The organism is Caulobacter sp. GW821-FHT05F04, assembly GCF_059419665.1.
On the sequence record NZ_JBWKSF010000017.1, the window covers coordinates 13635 to 32846 of the forward strand.

Annotated in this window: 18 protein-coding genes; 7 read left to right on the forward strand and 11 right to left on the reverse strand. The window is 68.4% G+C overall.

Annotated elements, in window-relative coordinates; genetic code table 11:
- Nucleotides 1-168 precede the first annotated feature (168 nt).
- Complete coding sequence (locus tag AC07R7_RS25615) at nt 169-645, forward strand: NUDIX domain-containing protein (RefSeq protein WP_494637165.1); 477 nt, start codon at nt 169-171, stop codon at nt 643-645.
- Here AC07R7_RS25615 and AC07R7_RS25620 read toward each other — a convergent pair.
- A complete protein-coding gene (locus AC07R7_RS25620; protein ID WP_492888835.1) occupies nt 642-968 on the reverse strand; it encodes a hypothetical protein in 327 nt (108 codons plus the stop codon). The genes AC07R7_RS25615 and AC07R7_RS25620 overlap by 4 nt on opposite strands.
- 229 nt (nt 969-1197) lie before the next feature.
- Here AC07R7_RS25620 and AC07R7_RS25625 point away from each other — a divergent pair, with 229 nt between their 5' ends.
- On the forward strand, nt 1198-1797 hold the full coding sequence (locus AC07R7_RS25625; protein WP_492888834.1) for an NAD(P)H-dependent oxidoreductase: 600 nt from the start codon (nt 1198-1200) through the stop codon (nt 1795-1797).
- Nucleotides 1798-1802: 5 nt separating this feature from the next.
- Nucleotides 1803-2582 carry an LOG family protein gene (locus AC07R7_RS25630; RefSeq protein ID WP_494637168.1) on the forward strand — a complete coding sequence of 260 codons (780 nt, stop codon included), beginning with the start codon at nt 1803-1805 and terminating at the stop codon, nt 2580-2582.
- Nucleotides 2583-2592: 10 nt separating this feature from the next.
- Here the strand turns inward: AC07R7_RS25630 and AC07R7_RS25635 are convergent, their stop codons facing one another.
- The 6 genes from AC07R7_RS25635 to AC07R7_RS25660 form a co-directional block, all read right to left on the reverse strand.
- Entirely contained in the window at nt 2593-3927 is a 1335-nt protein-coding gene (locus AC07R7_RS25635) for a sensor histidine kinase (protein WP_494637170.1), read from the reverse strand.
- A gap of 139 nt (nt 3928-4066) precedes the next feature.
- On the reverse strand, nt 4067-4501 hold the full coding sequence (locus AC07R7_RS25640; RefSeq protein ID WP_494637172.1) for a c-type cytochrome: 435 nt from the start codon (nt 4499-4501) through the stop codon (nt 4067-4069).
- Nucleotides 4502-4648: 147 nt separating this feature from the next.
- Nucleotides 4649-5686 carry an alcohol dehydrogenase AdhP gene (adhP, locus tag AC07R7_RS25645; RefSeq protein ID WP_494637192.1) on the reverse strand — a complete coding sequence of 346 codons (1038 nt, stop codon included), beginning with the start codon at nt 5684-5686 and terminating at the stop codon, nt 4649-4651.
- 159 nt (nt 5687-5845) lie between these two features.
- Nucleotides 5846-6265, reverse strand: coding sequence for a response regulator (locus tag AC07R7_RS25650; protein WP_494637174.1), 420 nt, complete (start codon nt 6263-6265; stop codon nt 5846-5848).
- 81 nt (nt 6266-6346) lie between these two features.
- Nucleotides 6347-6970, reverse strand: coding sequence for a response regulator transcription factor (locus AC07R7_RS25655; RefSeq protein WP_492888829.1), 624 nt, complete (start codon nt 6968-6970; stop codon nt 6347-6349).
- Nucleotides 6960-8825, reverse strand: coding sequence for a PAS domain S-box protein (locus AC07R7_RS25660; protein ID WP_494637176.1), 1866 nt, complete (start codon nt 8823-8825; stop codon nt 6960-6962). Before AC07R7_RS25660 ends, AC07R7_RS25655 begins: the two co-directional genes overlap by 11 nt.
- Nucleotides 8826-9061: 236 nt before the next feature.
- On the opposite strand from AC07R7_RS25660, the gene AC07R7_RS25665 reads away from it, so the two are divergent.
- Nucleotides 9062-11734, forward strand: coding sequence for a bifunctional acetate--CoA ligase family protein/GNAT family N-acetyltransferase (locus AC07R7_RS25665; protein WP_494637178.1), 2673 nt, complete (start codon nt 9062-9064; stop codon nt 11732-11734).
- A 43-nt stretch (nt 11735-11777) separates the two neighbouring features.
- Here AC07R7_RS25665 and AC07R7_RS25670 read toward each other — a convergent pair whose 3' ends face one another.
- A complete protein-coding gene (locus AC07R7_RS25670) occupies nt 11778-13949 on the reverse strand; it encodes a copper-transporting P-type ATPase (RefSeq protein ID WP_494637180.1) in 2172 nt (723 codons plus the stop codon).
- A gap of 265 nt (nt 13950-14214) precedes the next feature.
- Here AC07R7_RS25670 and AC07R7_RS25675 point away from each other — a divergent pair, with 265 nt between their 5' ends.
- Nucleotides 14215-15072 (forward strand): universal stress protein, encoded by an 858-nt coding sequence (locus tag AC07R7_RS25675; RefSeq protein WP_494637182.1) that lies wholly within the window; start codon nt 14215-14217, stop codon nt 15070-15072.
- Between the two features lie 49 nt (nt 15073-15121).
- Here AC07R7_RS25675 and AC07R7_RS25680 read toward each other — a convergent pair whose 3' ends face one another.
- The gene (locus AC07R7_RS25680; protein WP_494637184.1) at nt 15122-15922 is read right to left on the reverse strand and encodes a universal stress protein; all 801 of its coding nucleotides are present in this window, start codon (nt 15920-15922) and stop codon (nt 15122-15124) included.
- 222 nt (nt 15923-16144) lie between these two features.
- A complete protein-coding gene (locus AC07R7_RS25685; protein ID WP_494637186.1) occupies nt 16145-16591 on the reverse strand; it encodes a c-type cytochrome in 447 nt (148 codons plus the stop codon).
- Between the two features lie 87 nt (nt 16592-16678).
- Between AC07R7_RS25685 and AC07R7_RS25690 the strand changes: the two genes are divergently transcribed.
- A complete protein-coding gene (locus tag AC07R7_RS25690; RefSeq protein ID WP_494637188.1) occupies nt 16679-17974 on the forward strand; it encodes an NRAMP family divalent metal transporter in 1296 nt (431 codons plus the stop codon).
- A gap of 329 nt (nt 17975-18303) precedes the next feature.
- A complete protein-coding gene (locus AC07R7_RS25695; RefSeq protein ID WP_494637190.1) occupies nt 18304-18639 on the forward strand; it encodes a hypothetical protein in 336 nt (111 codons plus the stop codon).
- On the opposite strand, the gene AC07R7_RS25700 is transcribed toward AC07R7_RS25695, so the two are convergent.
- Nucleotides 18636-18992: a hypothetical protein gene (locus AC07R7_RS25700; RefSeq protein WP_492888820.1), complete on the reverse strand. Its 357-nt coding sequence runs from the start codon at nt 18990-18992 to the stop codon at nt 18636-18638. The two genes, AC07R7_RS25695 and AC07R7_RS25700, sit on opposite strands and share 4 nt — an antisense overlap.
- Between the last annotated feature and the right edge of the window lie 220 nt (nt 18993-19212).

Consider the following 19212-nt stretch of genomic DNA (forward strand, 5'->3'; position numbering starts at 1 on the left):
GCGCCGCTTGGGCCGCCGCCGGCGGCATCGCCGTCAAAGACCGCGTGTCCGCCTTGCGCTGCCCCACCACCGCACGAGCCTAGGCCGTCTCGACGTCACCGACGGGGCGGACGCTTCTTTTTGTCCACGGAGCTTGTCGCTCCGGGTCCACCGTTTCAAGGTCGGGTCATGGTGCAGCAAGCCGCCGGCGTTCTGGTCTGGGGTGGTTCCGACGACGCCCCCGTCTTCCTGCTCGGGCATCCCGGCGGTCCCTACTGGCGCGGCCGCGATGAAGGAGCCTGGTCGATCCCGAAAGGCCTGATCGAGCCCGGAGAGACGGCGATGGCCGCCGCGCGCCGGGAGTTTCAGGAAGAGACCGGGCTGGCGCTGCGCGGTCCGCTGGAGGCGCTGACGCCTCGGCGCGCCTATCGCGGCAAGGTGATTTCCCCCTGGCTGATCCGGGCCGATCTCGACCTTGAGCGGTTCGCCAGCCAGACCTTCCGTCTGGAATGGCCGCCGCGTTCGGGACAGTGGATCGATGCGCCAGAGATCGACGCTGTCGCCTATTTCGACCTGCCCACCGCCCTGTACAAAATCCTGCCTGGCCAACGGCCCATCCTGCTCGAGGCCGCGGCGCGGATCGCCGCGGCCAGCGGGTCGGGCTAGTCGCGCCGGCGCATCAATCCGTAGGTGACGAGCCCCGCGACGCCGGCGGCGAGGACCACCGCAAGAGCCGCGGTCGCGGCCGCCTCGTCCGGATGGCGGCGGATCTGGCGCCGGGCGCCGTCGGCCACGGCGTCGAGCTTCTCCTCCACCTCGCCGACAAGCTCCAGGGCCGCGTGACCCAGAGCTAGCGACGTGGTCGAAAGCGCGTCGCCGGTCTTGTCGCCGAGTTGGGCCTTCAAGGCGCGCAGATGTTCACCGACCTTGGCGAAGGCTTTACCGCCCTGGTGTCCGAGGTCGTCAGCGAGGGCAAGGGGCTTTCGCATGTCTAAACTCCTGTGGGTGTGCTGACCGCCACCATCGCCGCGCCAGCGTGGACCCGCTTGACCTGTGTCAAACCCCAGCCGGCGGGGCCAAATTTCAAGGCATGGCGCGACCTTGAGCAGGCGCTCGCCTCGCGGCGTCCGTCACGCGCGAGCGTAAAGCCTGACGCAGATCAATTCCCATCGGCGCGGCGACCTTAGTCTGGAGGCCTCGAAAAACTGGAGGCTCGCCATGCTGCACGCCGTCGTGCTCGCCCACCCCAAACCGACCAGCTTCTGTGCGGCGCTGGCGCGCACCTGTGTCGAACATCTGCGCGCGGGAGGGCATGAGGCCCAGTTACACGATCTCTATGCCATGGACTTCGACCCGCGCCTCAAGGCCGAGGAGATGCCCACCCCGCACGGCGTGACGCCCGCGCCGGACGTCGTGGCCGAACGGCGGCGACTGAGCGACGTCAAGAGCTTCATCTTCGTGTATCCGTTCTGGTTCAACGCCCCGCCCGCCATTCTCAAGGGCTATGTCGACCGCGTGTTCGGCATGGGTTTCGGCTATGCGCCTGGCGCCGGCGGAACCGAGGCGCTGTTGACGGGCAAGAGCCTTTTGTCGTTCTCGACCTCTGGCGCGCCCGATGACTGGGTCAACCACACCGGCGCGCTCAGAGCGCTGATGACGGTGTTCGACATCCATCTTCAAGGCGTCTGCGGCCTGCGCGTCGTCGATCACAAGCACTTCGGCGGGGTGGTGTCGAACATGACCGACGAGTCCGGCGCCGACGTGCTCGAACAGGTGCGCACACGCTTGGACGAGCTCTTCGAACCCGCCGTGGCCTGACGTCGATGGACGACGCTTCGCCACCGCCGCTTAGCAACGCCGCCCAGTTGAACGCCCCGGCCTATCGCCTGGCCGCGCTCGACCAGGATTTCCTGCTTGGCGACTCCATGCGCGGCGTGCGCTTCCTGCTCGAGTTCGCCAAGGCCGACGAAGCCTTGCGCGCCTTCGGCGTGGCCACGACGATCGTGGTGTTCGGCAGCGCGCGCGTTCGCGCCGATGGGCCGGGCCGCCAAGCCTTCTGGTTCGAGCAGGCGCGCCGGCTTGGCCAGATCGCCTCGGAACGCGGCGGCGCGCTGAGCCCGCGCCAAGGCGTCTTCGACAACGTCATCGCCACGGGCGGCGGTCCCGGCCTGATGTCGGCCGCCAACCAGGGGGCCTTCGAGGTCGGCGCGCCCTCGATCGGCTTCAACATCACCCTGCCGCGCGAGCAGCAACCCAATCCCTACTGCACTCCGGCGTTGACGTTCCGTTTTCACTACTTCGCCATGCGCAAGATGCACCTGGCGATGCGAGCCAGGGCGCTCGTGGTTTTCCCCGGCGGTTTTGGGACGTTCGACGAATTGTTCGAACTTCTGACGCTGCGTCAGACCCAGAAGGCCCCGCCTATCCCGATCGTCCTGTTCGACGAGGCCTACTGGCGCGCGGTGATCAATTTCGAGGCCCTGGTCGAGGCCGGCATGATCGACAGAGCCGATCTGGCGCTGCTGGCCTTCGCCGACGACGCCGAGGCCGTCTGGACGCGGCTGCTGGACGGCGGCTTGCGGACGCCGACGGCGACATCTTGAGCGAGGTTCCTTACGGCGCGAACCGCAGGTCGCAGATCAGTCCTTCCGCCGTATAGGTCAGAACGGCTGAACCACCCAGTTCGTGAGACAGGCTGCGTTGGATCAACCGCTCGCCGAACCCGTGTTGGTTCGGCGGGGCGACGGGTGGCCCGTCGACCTCGCGCCAGGTGATGGACAAGGTCGGCTTGCCCGGCTCGTCCAGCCAGCGCCACTCGACCAGGAGACGCCCCTCGTCGTTGGACAGCGCCCCATATCTGGCCGCGTTGGTGCTGAGCTCGCCAAACACCATGCCCAGCGCAAGCGCCACGCGTGGCGTGAGACTGACCGGCGGTCCGGAGAGCTCGAAGCGGGCGCTGCGGCCATTCTGGTAGGGCCGCAACTGCTCGAGCAACACCTCCGACAGAGTCGCCCCGATCCAGTCGTTGCGCGTCAGAACATCGTGGCTCTGGGAGAGCGCGACCAGACGAGCGGTGAAGGCTTCGCAGAAGGCCGCCGGATCACCTGTCGACTTCAAGGTCTGGCGCGCGATCGATTGCACCGTCGCCAGGGTGTTCTTCACGCGGTGATTGAGCTCGTGGATCAGCAGCGCCTGGTGATCCTCGGCGGCCTTGCGCAGGCTGACGTCGCGAATGACGGCGCAGACAAGGCCCGCATCGTTGTACTGGGGGGTGAGGCTGACCTCGACGGGAAAGGTCGCGCCGCTCGCGGCCTGACCTTGCAGCTCACCGCCATGCCCCATTTCCCTCAGTTGCGGCGAGGCCGTGTAGTCGCGGACGAACCGGGCGTGGGACGCACGATGGGAGTCGGGAATCAGCCGTTCCACGGGCTGACCGACGAGATCCTGGCGCGGAAAGCCAAACAGCCGCTCGGTCTGGCCGTTGGCGCGGACGATGAATCCGCCCCGATCGACGATCACCACGGCGTCGGCCGCTGATTCCAGAAGGTCGCCAAACCGCGCTTCGCTGGCCATCAGGTCCTGGTTGGCCCGGCGCAGAGGGTCCAATCTCAGCAGCGCCGAGAGGACCACGACATCGAGCAAGCCTACCGCGATGAACATCGCCAGGGCGACATCGTCACGCGGCGTGGGCGCGGGCGGTCCCAGTATGAACCGGGCGGCAAGCGCGGTCAGGGCGACCGCGACCAGGCCCGCGCGAGCGCCGCACAGAGCCACCGTGAGCGTGATCGCCGGAAAGAAGGTGATGAACTGAGCGCCAGTGATCCACGGCGCCAGAACATGCCGCAGGACCGTCGCCAGGGCGACGCTGGCGACAGCGATGAGATAGGCCAGCGGCGAGGTCTGCCGGATGGCCGTCCTTTCGGGATGGAGCCAAAGCTTATGCGTCATCGCCGATATCCCCCGCGCGCGTCCCGTATTATCCAGCCCGCGCGCGGGACGCCGGGCTTTGACTCAGCTCAAGCTTCGCCGAAGGGCTCTCGCCGACGGACGACATCTTGGGATCAGCCGACCTCCAGGGCCGCGGGGGTCAAGGTATGCGCCGCACGTGACTGTCCGGCCTGTCCGGACCCAGACCGTTCTCCCGGTCGTCGCGCGCTTGACGGTCCAGACTTCGGATATAGGCCGTCAAATCGGCGACCTGACCCGGCGCCAGCGGCTTGGCGGGCATGGCGTAGTGGCCCACCTGACTGATGGTCTCCAGTTCCCAGTCGAGCCGCAGGTCACGGTAGCGCACGGCGATCTGGCCAAAGGACGGCGCATCCACCCGCGTCCCTACGCCATCCTTGCCCGCGAAATGGCAGCTGGCGCACTGGCTCTTGGCCGTCGCCTCGCCACGATCGCGCGCGCCGAGGATTTCACGGCCTTGGCCGCTGGTCTTGGGCTCGGCCGCGCAGGCGCCCAGAGCCAGAAAGGCGACCAGGGCTATGCCCCGGGTGCGCACGGGTTCATTCAGCGGGCTCATGTCGGCCCCCAGCCACCATCACCACGGCTCAGACGACGCGATCCTGGCCAGAGCCATGAGGGCGTGCGCCTGATCAGCCAGCGACGCACGGGAACCGCTATCGCAAGCATGGCCATGATCAGTCGGGTTGTCGGTCTCGGCGCGGGACTAGGCGTCATCGCCCGTTGCCTTGGCGGAGAAGTCCAGCACCACCCGCCCCTCGATCTTGCCTTGGCGCATATGATCCAGAACCGTGTTGATGTCCTCGAGCCGGGCCGTCGCGACGGTCGCGCGCACCCGTCCGTCCGCGGCGAAGGCGAGAGCCTCCTTGAGGTCCAGTCGCGTGCCGACGATCGAACCGCGCACGGTGATGGCGTTGAGGACGGTGTCGAAGACCGACAGCGGAAAGTCGCCGGGCGGAAGGCCGACCAGCACCGCCGTGCCGCCGCGTCGCGCCAGGCCTTGCGCCTGGCTGAACGCCGGCAACGACACCGCCGTGACCAGAACGCCGTGAGCCCCGCCCATGCGTGCCTTCAGTTGGGCGACGGCGTTCGCGTCCTGAGCGTTGGCGACCAGGCTAGCGCCCAGCCGCGTGGCCAGGGCCAGTTTATCGTCGTCGATATCGATGGCCGCGACCTTCAGGCCCATGGCAACGGCGTATTGGACCGCCATGTGGCCAAGGCCGCCGACGCCGCTGATGGCCACCCAGTCGCCCGGCTTGGCCTCGGTCATCTTCAGGCCCTTGTAGACCGTGACCCCCGCGCACAGCACCGGCGCGATCTCGACCAGATCGATGTTGTCGGGCAGGCGCGCGACATAGTCGGCCTCGGCCAGGGCGTATTCAGCGAAGCCGCCGTTGACCGAATAGCCGGTGTTCTGCTGGTCCGGGCACAGGGTTTCCCAGCCTGCCAGACAGGCGTCGCATTGACCGCAGGCCGAGTGCAGCCATGGCACGCCGACCCTGTCACCGACTTTGAGGTGGCTGACGCCCTCGCCGATCTCGACGATCTCGCCCGCGCCCTCATGACCGGGAACGAAGGGCGGCGAGGGCTTGATCGGCCAGTCGCCGTTGGCCGCGTGCAGGTCGGTGTGGCAGACCCCGCAGGCGCCGATCTTGACCAGGACCTGACCATGGCCGGGCTTGGGACGGTCGAGTAGCTCGATCGCCAGGGCCTGGCCAAAGGCTCGAACCACGGCGGCTTTCATCAGGGGGTTTTGCGCCCCGCCAGGGGTCGAAGTGACTTGCGGCGAAAGAAGATCGGACTGGGCCATGTCAGGTGTCTCCCGGAGCCTGGCGTCTTCGAAGGAAATCGCTGGGCGTACAATCTTTCCGATAGGCCCGAGGTCCTGGCGACGCAGTTGGGATTAGTACGTAGTCGCGCCGTCGCCGCCGGCGGCGACCAGACGATCGACCGCGTCGGCCAGCGCATGCTCGATGAGAGGCTTTTCAAGCACGCGGACATAGCCCGCCGCCAACGCGTCAGCGCGCACCTGGGGGGAGGGAAAGCCGGTGATCAAGAGAGCCGGCCCCTGCCACCCTCCGGACCGCAGGGCGCGCAACAACGTGACCCCGTCGACCTCTGGCATCTTCATGTCGGCGATCAGGACCACCGCCTGCCTCTGGGCGTCGAGATCGGCCAGCAACGCCGATCCGGCGGCATAGGCCCGCACATCGTATCCCCTGGCGCGCAGAACAAGCTGCAGCGCCCGGCGGACGGCCGCGTCATCCTCCACGAGCAGGAGGCGTGGCGGGCTCGAAACGTCGGAGGTCGGGGAAGCGGTCATGTCGGCGTCTGAAGGCTGGCCGGAAATTCGGCTCCGGTCAGGCTTCGCATCCGCTCGCGATCGCGTCGTTACGTAGACTTCCTAGGCCTGCGGCTCTGCAAACCCGGCGGCGAAGGCGATACGCAGCGCCTCGGAGAGGCTGCGGGCCTTCAGCTTGGTCATCAGATTGGCCCGGTGGACCTCCACGGTGCGGGGCGAAATGCCAAGGTCGAAGGCGATGGTCTTGTTGGGTAAGCCCTGCGCCAGGCCCTTGAGGACCTCCTGCTCGCGCCCGGTCAGGCCTGCGACGGCGACGCTGGCCTCCAGCGATCGGGCCGATCGTCCCTCGACGTCGGCCAGTCGCTCGAAGGCGGTTTCGATCGCGATCAGAAGCGCCGCCTTCTCAAAGGGCTTCTCGATAAAGTCGACGGCGCCGGCCTTCATCGCGCGCACCGCCACACTGATGTCTCCGTGGCCGGTCAGCACGACGACGGGCATGGCGATGCCCCGTTCGTTCAGCGTGGCCTGGACTTCCAGACCGTCGACCTCGGGCATGCGGACATCCAACAGCACGCAGCCCGGCTGCAAGTGACGCACCTCCCGCAGGAAGGCCACGCCGGACTCGTGCGCCGTCACGGAGAATCCGGACGTCTTCAGCATGAAGCTGGCCGAACGGCGAATGGCGTCGTCGTCATCGACGATATGGATCATGCGTTTATCGGACATCAATCGCCTCCGGATCGGCGCGCACAAGGGTAAAGTGAAACTGCGTTCCGCCGCCTGGGCGGGGCTCGAACCAGATACGGCCGCCATGGGCCTCGACAATGGTTCGACAGATCGACAGCCCCAGCCCCATCCCATCGGACTTGGTGCTGACGAAGGCGGTGAAGAGCTGTTCGGAAATGCTGGGCGAGACCCCTGCCCCTGTGTCGGCGACCGTCACGCGCACGAGCCCCCCCGCCTCGACCCGGCTAGACACCCAGATTCGGCGATCGGCGCGTCCCGCCGTGGCCTCGGCGGCGTTGCGCGCCAGATTGATCAGCACCTGTTGGATCTGAACCTTGTCGACCAGCACCAGACTGGCGGCTGGATCGAGGTCCACGCTGACGGCCAGACCGGACTCCCGCGCGCCCATCAACCCCAGGGCCAAGGCGTCGTCGACGAGACCCTGCAGATCCTCGATCGACTTTTCGACCTCGCCCCGGGCCACGAAGTCGCGCAGGCGCCGAACGATGTGGCCCGCGCGGATGGCCTGGCCGGCGGCGTCGGTGAGTGCCTCGCGGATCATCGGCAGGTCGTCGGGCTCGGGCCTTTCGAGCAAATCGCGCACCGCCTCGACATAGTTGGCGACCGCCGTGATCGGCTGGTTCAGCTCGTGGGCCAGGGTCGAGGCCATCGTCCCCATGGCGCTGACGCGGGCGACATGGATCAACTCGGCCTGGAGTTCGTCGAGGCGCGCCTGGGTGCGATGGGGCTCGGTCAGATCGCGAATGAAGCCGGTGAACACGCGCTGCCCTTCGCCTCGCGCCTCGCCGACCGAGAGCTCCATGGGAAAGGTTCTCCCATCGCGGCGCTGCCCCACCACCACCCGTCCGATGCCGATGATCTTGCGCTCGCCCGTATCCACATAGCGATGCAGGTAGTCGTCATGGCGTCCGCGGTCGGGCTCGGGCATCAGCTTGCTGACATTCTCCCCGACGATCTCGGCCTCGGCGTAGCCGAACAGACGCTCGGCGGCGCTGGAGAACGACAGAATCCTCCCGGCCTCGTCGATGACGATCATCGCATCGGGCACCGTGGAAAGGATGGATTTGAGGTGGTTGGTGCTGGCCTGCAGAGCCCGCTCGCTGGCTCTATGGCCTGTGACGTCACGCACGACCTTGCCGTAGCCCTGCAACCTGCCGGCCTCGTCGTAGAGCGCGGTGATGGAGACGTGGGCGAGAAACTCCGAACCGTCCTTTCGCAGGCGCCAGTCTTCTTCCTCGAACTTGCCCAGCGTCCGCGCCCGGCCAAGGTCGGCCTCCGGCTTGCCTGCGGCGCGCGCGTCGGCCGGATAGAACATCGCCGCCGACTGTCCGAGCACCTCGGCCTCGCGCCAGCCCTTGAGCCGTTCTCCGCCCGAATTCCAGATCAACACACGCCCCTCCGGATCGAGCATGTAGATGGCGTACTCGGCCGCGCCGTCGATCAGCAGGTTGAGTTCGTGGGCGACGCGTCCGGCCGCAGCGGCCCTCTCCTGGGCCTCGCGCTCGCTCTCGGCCGACCGCAAGCGCAGACGATCGATCTCTCCGCCGACCATGATCAGGGCGGCGGACACGAGCGCGAACGTCAGGCCATCGGTGAGCGGCCCGCGCCATCCCTCGCCCACGAAAAGGAGACCCACGACCAGGCTTAGGGCGCTGGCCAAGAGGGCGGGCCGCAGACCACCGAAGGCGGCGGCCAGAACCACCGGGGCGGTGAACATCAGATAGGGCGAGCGATGCTCAAGCCAAGGCTCCAGCGCCAGGCGAACCAAGGCCGCGACCGCCACGGCGCCGACCGCCAAACCATAGCGCGCGGGAGCCGACAGCGGTTCGGACAAGGCGAGAGACGCGCGGGGCGGCTCAACTCTTGCCTGCTCAAGGTTCATGCTGCCGCACCCACGCCACTCTACCGCCAGTATGCTTCCCATTCCGCCCGCAAAGTAAAGCCGAACGTCCGACCGCGCCATAGCCAAGCTGGTCCCAGACGCCCGACTTCGCGGCCCATTGTGGATTCTACGGATGGCGGCGTCGGCGGCGAAGCGGTCCTTTCGGCGCGTCAAAGCCGAGGCTCACGATGTCCCAACATGCCCTGTCCGCCCTGCTCTCCCCCTCGGCCGTCGTGGTCGTCGGCGGTTCCGATCGTCCCGACAGCGTCGGCGCGGTCGTGGTCAGCAACCTGATCGGCGGCGGCTTCGCTGGAGCGATCCACGTCGTCAATCCACGCCCGCTGGCGCTCGACGGCGTCAGGTGCTGGACCGATTTGGCCGACCTGCCAGCCGACATCGACCTGGCGGTGGTGGCGTCTCCCGCGCGAACCGTGCCGAGCGTCATCGCCGGGTTGGGCGCGCGCGGCGTCAAGATCGCCATGGTGATCACGGCCGGCCTGACCGAGGAGAACGGTCTGCGGCCGGCGATGCTGGCGGCGGCCAAGGCCTCGGGCCTGCGGATCGTCGGGCCCAATGGCCTTGGTCTCCTCGCGCCGCACGCCAAGCTCAACGCCTCATTCACGCGAGGCGACGCCACGCCAGGGCGCCTGGCGTTCATCTCCCAGAGCGGCGCGCTGATCACCGCGATGCTCGACTGGGCGCGCGCCCGGCGGATCGGCTTTTCCGGCGTGGTCTCGGCTGGCGACATGGCCGACGCCGATCTCGCGGACCTGATCGACCTCTTCAACGCCGATCCGCACACCGACGCCATCCTGCTCTACATCGAAGGCGTCACCCACGCGGCCAAGTTCATGTCGGCGGCCCGGGCCGCCGCGCGCAACAAGCCGGTCATCGCCATCAAGGCCGGCCGCACCGCCGCGGCCGGCTTGGCCGCGCGCTCGCACACCGGCGCCCTGGCCGGAGCCTACGACGTTCACGCCTGCGCCTTCGCGCGAGCCGGGATCGTCATGGTCGAGACGCTCGAGGATCTCTTCGACGCCGCCGCCGTGCTCGGCTCCACCCGCGCGCGCGCGGGCGAGCGTCTGGCCATCGTCACCAACGGCGGCGGGGCCGGCGTGCTGACCGTCGACGCGCTCGACGGCGCCGGCGCGCGCCTGGCCGCGCCATCGCCCGAAACGATCGCGTCCCTCGAGGACCGGATGCCGGCCGGCTGGTCGCACGCCGGCCCGATCGACCTGCTCGGCGACGCCCATGCCGACCGCTACACGGCTGCGCTCGAGACTGTGCTGGCCGATCCTGGCGTCGACGCCGTTCTGGTCATGAACTGTCCGACCGCGGTCTCCACGCCCCAGGACATCGCCGAAGCGGTGGCGGACGTGGTGACCAAGGCCCGACGTCGCGGCGTTCTCAAGCCGGTTCTGACCTGCTGGCTGGGCGACGCCAACGCCGCCGCCGTTCGCGATCTTTTCGCCAAGGCCGCCATCCCGCTGTTCGACAATCCCGAAGCGGCGGCGCGCGGGTTCGGCTACCTGCTCGCCGCGGGCCGCGCCCGCCTGGCCCTGACCACCGCGCCAGCGACAGGGACGGAAGTCGTCGGTGATCGCGCGGCCGTGCAGCTGATCTTCGCCAATGCGCGCGAAGCGGGCCGCACCTTGCTCAACGAAGTCGAAGCCAAGACGGTTTTGGCCGCCTATGGCGTGCCCGTCATACCCACCCGCTTCGCCGCTTCGATCGAGGCGGTCGAAGATGCCTGCCATATCCTGGCGCCGCCCTATGCGATCAAGATCGTCTCGCCCGACATCTCGCACAAGTCCGACGTCGGCGGAGTCGCGCTCGACCTGCCCACGGTGCGCGCGGCCACGAACGCGGCCCGGGCCATGCGCGAGACCATCGCCGCGCGCGCGCCGCAAGCGCACCTGAGCGGCTTCGCCGTCGAGTCCGTCGCCCCGCCCGGCGGCCTGGAGGTGATCGTGGGCCTGACCACCGATCCCATCTTCGGTCCGGTGCTGATGGTGGGCGCTGGCGGCACGGCCGTGGAGATCCTGAACGACAAGGCTCTAGGCCTGCCGCCGTTGAACGCCGCCCAGGCCCGCGACATGATCGCCAAGACCCGCATCAGCCGCCTGCTGGCGGGATATCGCGACGTCCCCCCCGCCGACGTCGAGGGCCTGGCGCGCACGATCGCGGCGCTTTCGGCCCTGGTGGTCGATTTTCCCGATGTGCTCGAGCTGGACATCAATCCTTTGCGCGTCGGACCCGACGGCGTGCTCGCCCTCGATGCGCGCCTGGTGATCAGCCCGTTCTCCAGCCCGCCGTCGCGTCTGGTCATCGCGCCGCCGCCGGCCGATTGGACACGCGATCTTTCCACCCGCTCGGGCCTGGCCTTCCACGTGCGTCCGGTCCGGCCGGACGATGAAGCGGCCCTGGCGGCCTTCTTTGCCCAGCTGACGCCCGAAGACCTTCGGATGCGGTTCCTGACCGGCATACAGGTCGTCGATCATGACCGCCTGGCGCTGATGACCCAGATCGACTACGCGCGGACGATGACGTTTCTCGCCCTGGAGCCCGGGACCGAGACCATCCTGGCCGTCTCCATGCTGGCCAAGGGCGCGGATCCCTCGCGCGCCGAGATCGCCGTTTCGGTGCGTTCGGATCTCAAGGGACGTGGCTTGGGCTGGACGCTGATGGACCACACCCTGACCTATGCGCGCGCCCATGGCGTGGAGACCATCGAATCCCTGGAGAGCGCCGAGAACGGGGCGGCTCTGCGGCTGGAAGCCGAGATGGGCTTTTCGGTGCGCGCCTGCCCCGAGGACATGAGCCTGCGCATGGTCGAGCGTCACCTGACGCCGCTGGCCTAGCCAGCGGTTCGGGCGCCGCCCTCGTGTTCGAGCAAGGCGCCGCTCAGAGCCGCGCCCCACGCAGGCGCAAGGCGTTGGCCACCACGCTCACCGACGACAGCGCCATGGCCAGCGCCGCGATCGCCGGCGACAGCGTTATGCCGAACGCCGGGTAGAGCACGCCCGCGGCGATCGGCACGCCGGCGAGATTGTAGGCGAAGGCGAACACCAGGTTCTGGCGGATATTTCGCATGACCGCCCGGGACAGCCGCTTGGCCCTGACGATGCCTTGCAGGTCGCCCTGCACCAGGGTCACCCCCGCGCTTTCAATAGCGACGTCGGCGCCCGCCCCCATCGCCACCCCAACCTCGGCGGCCGCCAGAGCCGGCGCATCGTTGACGCCATCGCCGGCCATGGCCACCAGACGTCCCTGCGCCCGCAAGCGCGCCACCACCTTCACCTTGTCCTGCGGCGAGACGTCGGCCTCGACCTCCCGAAGGCCCAGCCGCTCGGCCACGGCCAGCGCCGTGGTGCGGTTGTCTCCCGTCACCACGACCACGCGCACGCCATCAGCGGCCAAGGCCGCCAGGGCCGCGGGAGTCGTCGCCTTGATCGGATCGGCGATCCCCAGCACGCCAGCCAGCCGCCCATCGACGGCGACGAACACCGCCGTCGCGCCGCCGCGACGCAGCGCCTCGGCCCGCGCCGCGAGCGGCGCCGCCTCGACGCCTTCCTGGGCCATGAGCCGGGGCCCGCCGACCGCCACGCGCTGGCCATCGACCAGGCCCAGCACGCCCAGGCCCACCGGCGAGTCGACCTGCGCGGGCTCCGACAGAGCCAGGCCGCGATCGCGAGCCATGGCCAGGATGGCCTCGGCCAGCGGGTGTTCGCTTCCGCGCTCCAGGCTCGCGGCCAGGCGCAGCAGCCGCGCCTCGTCGAAACCCTCGGCGGGCTCAAGGGCCGTCACCGCCGGACGCCCCTCGGTGAGGGTTCCGGTCTTGTCGACGACCAGGGTGTCGATCTTCTCCAGCCGCTCCAGCGCCTCGGCGTCCTTGATCAGCACGCCCAGGCGCGCGCCGCGGCCGATCCCGACCATGATCGATATCGGGGTCGCCAGCCCGAGCGCGCAGGGACAGGCGATGATCAACACCGAAACCGCCGCCATCAGGGCATAGCCGAGACGGGGTTGAGGTCCGAAAGCCATCCAGGCAGCGGCGGCCGCGAGCGCGACGCCGATGACCGCCGGCACGAACCAGGCCGAGATCCGGTCGGCCGTCCGCTGCACCGGCGCCCGGCTGCGCTGGGCTTGCTCGACCATCTGCACGATCCGCGCGAGCAGGGTTTGAGACCCGACCTTCTCGGCGCGCATGACGAAAGCGCCGGTCCGATTGATCGCGCCAGCGACCACATGATCGCCAGCGGCCTTGGTGACCGGCATGGACTCGCCGGTGATCAGCGACTCATCGATCGTCACGTGGCCTTCGACAAGGACGCCGTCGACCGGAATCTTCTCGCCTGGACGGACCCTCAGGCGATCGCCGACCGACACGAGATCCAGGGTCACGGTCTCGTCGCTCCCGTCCGCCTTGACCCGGCGCGCCGTCTTGGGCGCCAAGTCAAGCAGGGCCCGGATGGCCCCGGATGTTCGTTCGCGCGCGCGAAGCTCCAGGACCTGCCCCAGCAGGGCCAGGACGGTGATCACCGCGGCGGCCTCGAAATAGACCGGCGTCGCGCCCATCGCGTCGCGCGCGCCAGACGGCAGCAGCCGAGGCGCGAACAGGCCGACCAGGCTCTCGCCGTAGGCCACGCCCACGCCCATGGCGATCAGGGTGAACATGTTGAGCCGGCCGCTGGCCACCGACCGCCAGCCGCGCACCCAGAACGGCCAGCCGGCCCACAGCACCACGGGCGTCGACAGAGCGAACTGGATCAGATTGGAAACCATCGGCGCAACCCACCGATGATGCCCCATCAGGTGGGCGCCCATCTCCAGCGTGAAGACCGGCAGGGCCAGACACAAGCCGATCCAGAAGCGCCGCGTCATGTCGGCCAGTTCGGCGTTGGGCGGCGGATCGCCCGATGTCGAAATCGGTTCGAGCGCCATGCCGCAGAACGGGCAAAGCCCGGGGCCGGCCTGGCGCACCTGGGGATGCATGGGACAGGTGAAGACCAGCGCGCCAGGCGGCGTCGCCGGGGCGGGCGAACTGGTGGTCGCGTTTGGCTCTTGGGCGTTCATTCGTCGACCTCACCACGCGGGCCGCGTCAACGTCTCGACGGAGCCGCGTCTTCCATAGGTTTCGCGCCGCCATGGCCGGACAACCGCGACGCGGCCGCATGGCTCAGCCGACGGGCGCTGGTGATGTTGACGGGCGCATGCGCCCGCGCGGCATCCGCAATGTCCCGTAGACAACCGCGCCGGTTCCTGACGATGCGGAGGAACTTGACTTAGCGCAAGGGCGCGCCAGCACGCGGCCCCAAGCTCGCGGCATGAGGATCTCGCCATGAGCTATGCCAGCATTCTGACCATTCTCACCGGCGCCGACGACGACGCCCTGACGCTTGCATCCGCCGCCGAGCTGGCGCGCGCCGCCCAAGGGCAGGTCAATGTGGTCCTGGCCCCGCCCCTCGCGGTGGTCGGAGACCCCGCTCCAGGTCAGAACGGCCTTGGCTTTTCGCCCGCGTTGCAAGAGGCGGCCCACAACGCGCGGGCGGAGCTGCGTCGCGATGTCGAGGCCATGGCCCGTGAGATCACCGGACAATCGGGCCCGGGCGTCGAGCCGGACGCCGGCCGCATCGTCTTGGTCGAGGAGCAGTCGGCGCACGCGCTGGACCTATCGGCCCTCGCGCCGTTCGCCGATCTGGTGGTCGTTGGCCGCATGACGCTGCAGGCCTTGGGATCTTGGAGCGGACTGATGGCCGACGCCCTCCTTCGCGCCCAGGTCCCCGTCCTGGTGATCAGCGGCGCGCCCGGAGAGTTGGGCCTCGGCGCGGCCATCGCCTGGAACGGCAGTCCGGCGGCCGCGCGCGCCGTGCGCGCCGCCATGCCACTGCTCAAGGCGGCCACGCGCGTGGTCATCCTCCAGGATCCGGCCCACCTGCGCGCCAGCGAGCGGGCCGTCGCCGCACCCGAACGACTGGTCGCCTATCTTCGCCGCCATGGCGTCCGCGAGATAGAGGTCGAAACCCGTGATGGCCTCAGCCGATATGATGGCCTGGTTCGTCAGGCGCGATCCTGGGACGCGGGTCTGCTGGTGGCTGGCGCTTTCGAACACTCGCGCCTTCGCGAAGATGTCCTGGGCGGCGTCACCAAGTCGCTGATCGCCCACAGCCGGGCGCTGAACCTATTCTTCGCCCACTGAGCGTGGGGGCCGCCGATTCGGCGCCAGCCACGCTCTGGATGTTCCAGCTTCAGCGACCCAGGACGAGCGGCAGGCGCTCGGCGGCGAGCATGCCGCGGGTGACGCCGCCGAACAGGTCCTCGCGCAACCGGCCCTGGCCATAGGCGCCCATCACGCAGTAGCTGGCGTGCTGGTCGGCGCAGGCCTTGAGGATCGCCGCATCGGCGCGCTGGCCATGGGCGGAGGCCCGCTCGATAGAGGCGTGGACGCCATGGCGCGACAGATAGACCGCGGCCGCCTCTTCGGGCGCGCCCTTGCCGCCGTCGTCGGCGTTGAAAATGGTCACCGATCCGGCCAGGCGCAGGAGAGGCGTGGCCGCGCGCAACGCGCCCATGGCCGAGGCCGAGCCGTCCCACGCCACGACGGCGTGGCCGCCAGCGTCGAAGCCTCGCGCGGCGTCGGGTACGGCCAAGACCGGGCAACGCGCGCCCATCACCGTCGAACTGGCGATCGCCCGGGGCTCAATCCGCATGAAGGTGTCGCGCTTGCAGTTGATCACGATCAGGTCGGCCAGGCCCGCCGCATCCAGGACGCAGTTGGCGACGTCGCCCGTGCTCTCTATCCAGTCCCAGGGCAGGCCTTCTTCGGTCAATCGGGCCATCAGGGCCACGCGATTGGCCGTCTCGAGCTTGCGCTCCTCCACCAGGAGCAGCGCCTGGACCTGACCGCCATCGTCGCCGGCGACCACCGTGATGGGAGTGACGTCGATGCAGCTCAGATGCCCCTTCAAAGCCCGCGTCGCATCCAGGGCCGCCTGCAGGCGGGCTTCCTGGCCTTCGTCCTGGTGCACGAAAAGCAGAACGTTCTTCATCATCGCCTCCACGGTCGGCAAAGCGCCTGGAGACGACGCTAGCGAGCCTCTCGTCGCGCCGGCATCCGCATTTGTACGGAGCCCGGCGAGCGCCGACCGGACGATTGACGCCCGTCAAAACGGGCCGCCGGGCGCGATCCATATTTTCTTCGCCCAGCCCCGGAGATTTCCTTTGTCCAGGTCAGATATTCTTGAGCGGAGCCACTCGCTGGCGCGACGGTTTCATGGGATCCGTGGAGCAGCCGGCTTGACCTTGCCCTTGGTCGGCGTCTCGAGGGTCTTCAGGTAGGCCAGGATCGCGGCGTTGTCGGCCGGCCCAAACGACCATTCGGGCATCGGTCCGTGACCGACCGTCAAGCCCTCGGTCAAGGCCTCGCTCAGCGCCTCGACATCATAACGTTCATGCAGTTGGCGAAAGCGCGGGGCTTGAGGATTGGGACTGTCGCCGGTCCGGCCCACCGCGTGACAGCCGGCGCAGTCGCGCTCGACGATGGCCTGGCCTCGCGCCACAAGCTCTGGCGGGCTGGCCGCCGCGGGCGCGGCGACCAAGGCCCCGCCGAAGACCAGCGGGAGTAGGCTCAAGGCCAGACGAACTGGAATCCGAAGGGCGCCGCGGGCGCCAGGCGTCGGGTTCCGGGCGACCTGGACGTGCATCGCGTCGACGTTCATGACCAAGCTCCGAGCCCACATTCAAGACACAAGCCTGACCATAGGATAAGGGCCCGCCCTGATCCTGATCAATATCACGAGGACCTGATGATCGACGCCGTTGATCACGCCGCCGTCAAGCAGCCCGAACGGCCCAAGCTCCTGCGGGTCCTCGGTCCGGGGTTGATCACGGGAGCCTCGGATGATGATCCCAGCGGCATCGCCACCTACTCGCAGGCGGGCGCGCAATTTGGCTTCGGCCTGACCTGGGTGATGCTGTTCAGCTGGCCTCTGATGTGCGCGATCCAGGAGATCAGCGCCCGAATCGGCCGGGTCACGGGGCGGGGAATCGCCGGCAACCTCAAGCGCCACTATCCGGGCGGCATGGTCTACGCCGTGGTCCTTCTGGTGGTCAGCGCCAATGTCATCAATCTCGGAGCGGACCTGGGCGCCATGGCCGCGGCTCTGAAGCTGCTGATCGGCGGGCCCGCCCTGCTCTATGTCGCCCTCTTCGGCCTAGTCTCGGTGCTTCTCGAGGTCTTCTCGCGCTATTCCCGCTACGTGTCTGTCCTCAAGTGGCTGACCCTGTCGCTGTTCGCCTATGTCGGCGTGGCGTTCGTCGTCCAGATTCCCTGGCAAACGGTGGCGCGCAGCCTCGTCCTGCCGAGCGTGACCTTCAACGCGGACTATCTGACGGCCATCGTCGCGCTGCTGGGAACGACGATCAGTCCCTACCTTTTCTTCTGGCAGGCCGAAGAGGAAGTCGAGGAGGTCAGGGAGCGTGTCGACGCCAAGCCCCTGCTGCGGGCGCCCGATCAGGCGCCGGCGGAGTTTCGACGCATCCGCATCGACACCTATGTCGGCATGGCGATCTCCAACGCCGTGGCCCTGTTCATCATCCTAACCACGGCGGCGACCTTGCACGCCCACGGGGTCAGCGACATCCAGACTTCGGCCCAGGCGGCCGAAGCCTTGCGGCCCATCGCCGGTCCGCTGGCGTTCTTCGTCTTCGCCCTGGGGATCATCGGCACCGGTTTGCTGGCCTTGCCCGTGCTGGCCGGCTCCTCGGCCTACGCCTTGGGCGAGACGTTCGGCTGGCACGTGGGCCTGGCCCGAAAACCGAGACGCGCCAAAGCGTTCTACGGCGCCATCGCGGTGGCCACGCTGATCGGCGCGGCGCTCAACTTCAGCCCCATCGACCCCATCAAGGCGCTCTTCTGGAGCGCGGTGATCAACGGGATCGTCGCCGTTCCGATCATGGCCTTGATGATGCATATGTCCAGCCGCCGCGCGGTCATGGGCTCGTTCAAGCTTCACCCGGGGCTGAAAGTCGTCGGGTGGCTCGCGACCTTGGTGATGACCGCCGCGGCGGTAGGCCTCCTGGCGACCTGGGGGCGCTGGTGAGCGAAGCCGAGCCGCTCTCGCGCGGCGTGTCGCCGCCCTCCCCGCCGCCTTCAGAGGTCGCCGAAATCAGGTCTATGTATTTATCCCCGACACACTAACCTAAATCCCCTCGCCCATATATTGGGGGCGATCCTCGCCACGGATAAAAATTCATAACCAACGACTAGAAGCACAGATTTCAGATCAATACTCAAAATGGGAAATAGAAACGTCGCTCTTAGCGGGCGATTTGACCTATGAAAGCGATTCTGCCCGCATCACTGGGTGCCGAAGGCGAGAGATGAGTTTTCAAATCGATCGGCCGCGGCGCCAGCAGGAAGGTTGAAGACATGAGCGGATCCGAGGACCGGCCAGGCGCGCTGACCTTCAGCGCCAACGACCTGGTCAAGCTGATGGCGGCGACCTACCTGCCGCTGTGCGATGAACTCGAAGCGGCGGGGGTCCTCGATCGGGGCAAGCTCGCCGACACCATGGGGTTCTACGCGCCGGCGGGGGAAGTCAGTTCAAGCGCGGCGCTGATCGCCGCCCTGCAGGCCGTTCTGCGTCGCCCCCGACCGAACGAGGCTGTCGCGCTTTCGGAGTCCTTGTTCGACGCGACTAAGGACGCGGCGCTGCGCGTGATCCAGGGGGGCCGGCAGGACGATCAGGCGCGCGGCCAGACCTAACCGCGCGACGTTTCGGCCTCTTGGATCAGCACGTGGGCCAGTGAGATCGCCAGCATCGCCCACGAGGCCTCGCGCTCCGGCCCAAGCCGCGCCAGGATACGGACCGCCAGGGCGTGGGGATCGATCGCGCCGGCCTCGCGCAAGGCGCGACACAGCGGCAGGTAGGCGCCGGCGAAGGCGCGCGTAACATCGTCGCCGTTGAAGGATGGGATGTTCAGGCCAGCCGCGCCGACCTCCTGGGTCATCGCCGCGAAGATCGCCCGGTCGGGATCGCGCGCGCCGATGGCGCCGGACTCGCCAAGCTCGCCAGAAAGACCAGGGTCAAAGCCGCGGCGACGTAGCAGGCGGGGCAATGTCCGGCGAGCGAGAACGGGTCGGATCGCGCGCTACAGAGCGGGCCAGCCATGAGACGCGGCAGGGCCTGGAACAAGGCCACGCTCCAGGCGGCGAGCGCGCCCACGGCGGCGATTGGAGCAAGCGACCTTAGCGGCGTGACGAGCTTGGTCGACATGAAGCCCTCCCTGGAATGGACCGTCACCATGGTGGGGACCACCGAGCTTGGCATTGACGGCG

Bases quoted from the DNA above. Each gene is read 5' to 3' on its own strand.
- AC07R7_RS25615 (WP_494637165.1), top strand. From the start codon at position 169: ATGGTGCAGCAAGCCGCCGGCGTTCTGGTCTGGGGTGGTTCCGACGAC.
- AC07R7_RS25620 (WP_492888835.1), bottom strand. From the start codon at position 968: ATGCGAAAGCCCCTTGCCCTCGCTGACGACCTCGGACACCAGGGCGGT.
- adhP (WP_494637192.1), bottom strand. From the start codon at position 5,686: ATGAAAGCCGCCGTGGTTCGAGCCTTTGGCCAGGCCCTGGCGATCGAG.
- AC07R7_RS25695 (WP_494637190.1), top strand. From the start codon at position 18,304: ATGAGCGGATCCGAGGACCGGCCAGGCGCGCTGACCTTCAGCGCCAAC.
- AC07R7_RS25670 (WP_494637180.1), bottom strand. From the start codon at position 13,949: ATGAACGCCCAAGAGCCAAACGCGACCACCAGTTCGCCCGCCCCGGCG.
- AC07R7_RS25680 (WP_494637184.1), bottom strand. From the start codon at position 15,922: ATGAAGAACGTTCTGCTTTTCGTGCACCAGGACGAAGGCCAGGAAGCC.
- AC07R7_RS25665 (WP_494637178.1), top strand. From the start codon at position 9,062: ATGTCCCAACATGCCCTGTCCGCCCTGCTCTCCCCCTCGGCCGTCGTG.
- AC07R7_RS25685 (WP_494637186.1), bottom strand. From the start codon at position 16,591: ATGAACGTCGACGCGATGCACGTCCAGGTCGCCCGGAACCCGACGCCT.
- AC07R7_RS25675 (WP_494637182.1), top strand. From the start codon at position 14,215: ATGAGCTATGCCAGCATTCTGACCATTCTCACCGGCGCCGACGACGAC.
- AC07R7_RS25655 (WP_492888829.1), bottom strand. From the start codon at position 6,970: ATGTCCGATAAACGCATGATCCATATCGTCGATGACGACGACGCCATT.
- AC07R7_RS25640 (WP_494637172.1), bottom strand. From the start codon at position 4,501: ATGAGCCCGCTGAATGAACCCGTGCGCACCCGGGGCATAGCCCTGGTC.
- AC07R7_RS25625 (WP_492888834.1), top strand. From the start codon at position 1,198: ATGCTGCACGCCGTCGTGCTCGCCCACCCCAAACCGACCAGCTTCTGT.
- AC07R7_RS25650 (WP_494637174.1), bottom strand. From the start codon at position 6,265: ATGACCGCTTCCCCGACCTCCGACGTTTCGAGCCCGCCACGCCTCCTG.
- AC07R7_RS25635 (WP_494637170.1), bottom strand. From the start codon at position 3,927: ATGACGCATAAGCTTTGGCTCCATCCCGAAAGGACGGCCATCCGGCAG.
- AC07R7_RS25690 (WP_494637188.1), top strand. From the start codon at position 16,679: ATGATCGACGCCGTTGATCACGCCGCCGTCAAGCAGCCCGAACGGCCC.
- AC07R7_RS25630 (WP_494637168.1), top strand. From the start codon at position 1,803: ATGGACGACGCTTCGCCACCGCCGCTTAGCAACGCCGCCCAGTTGAAC.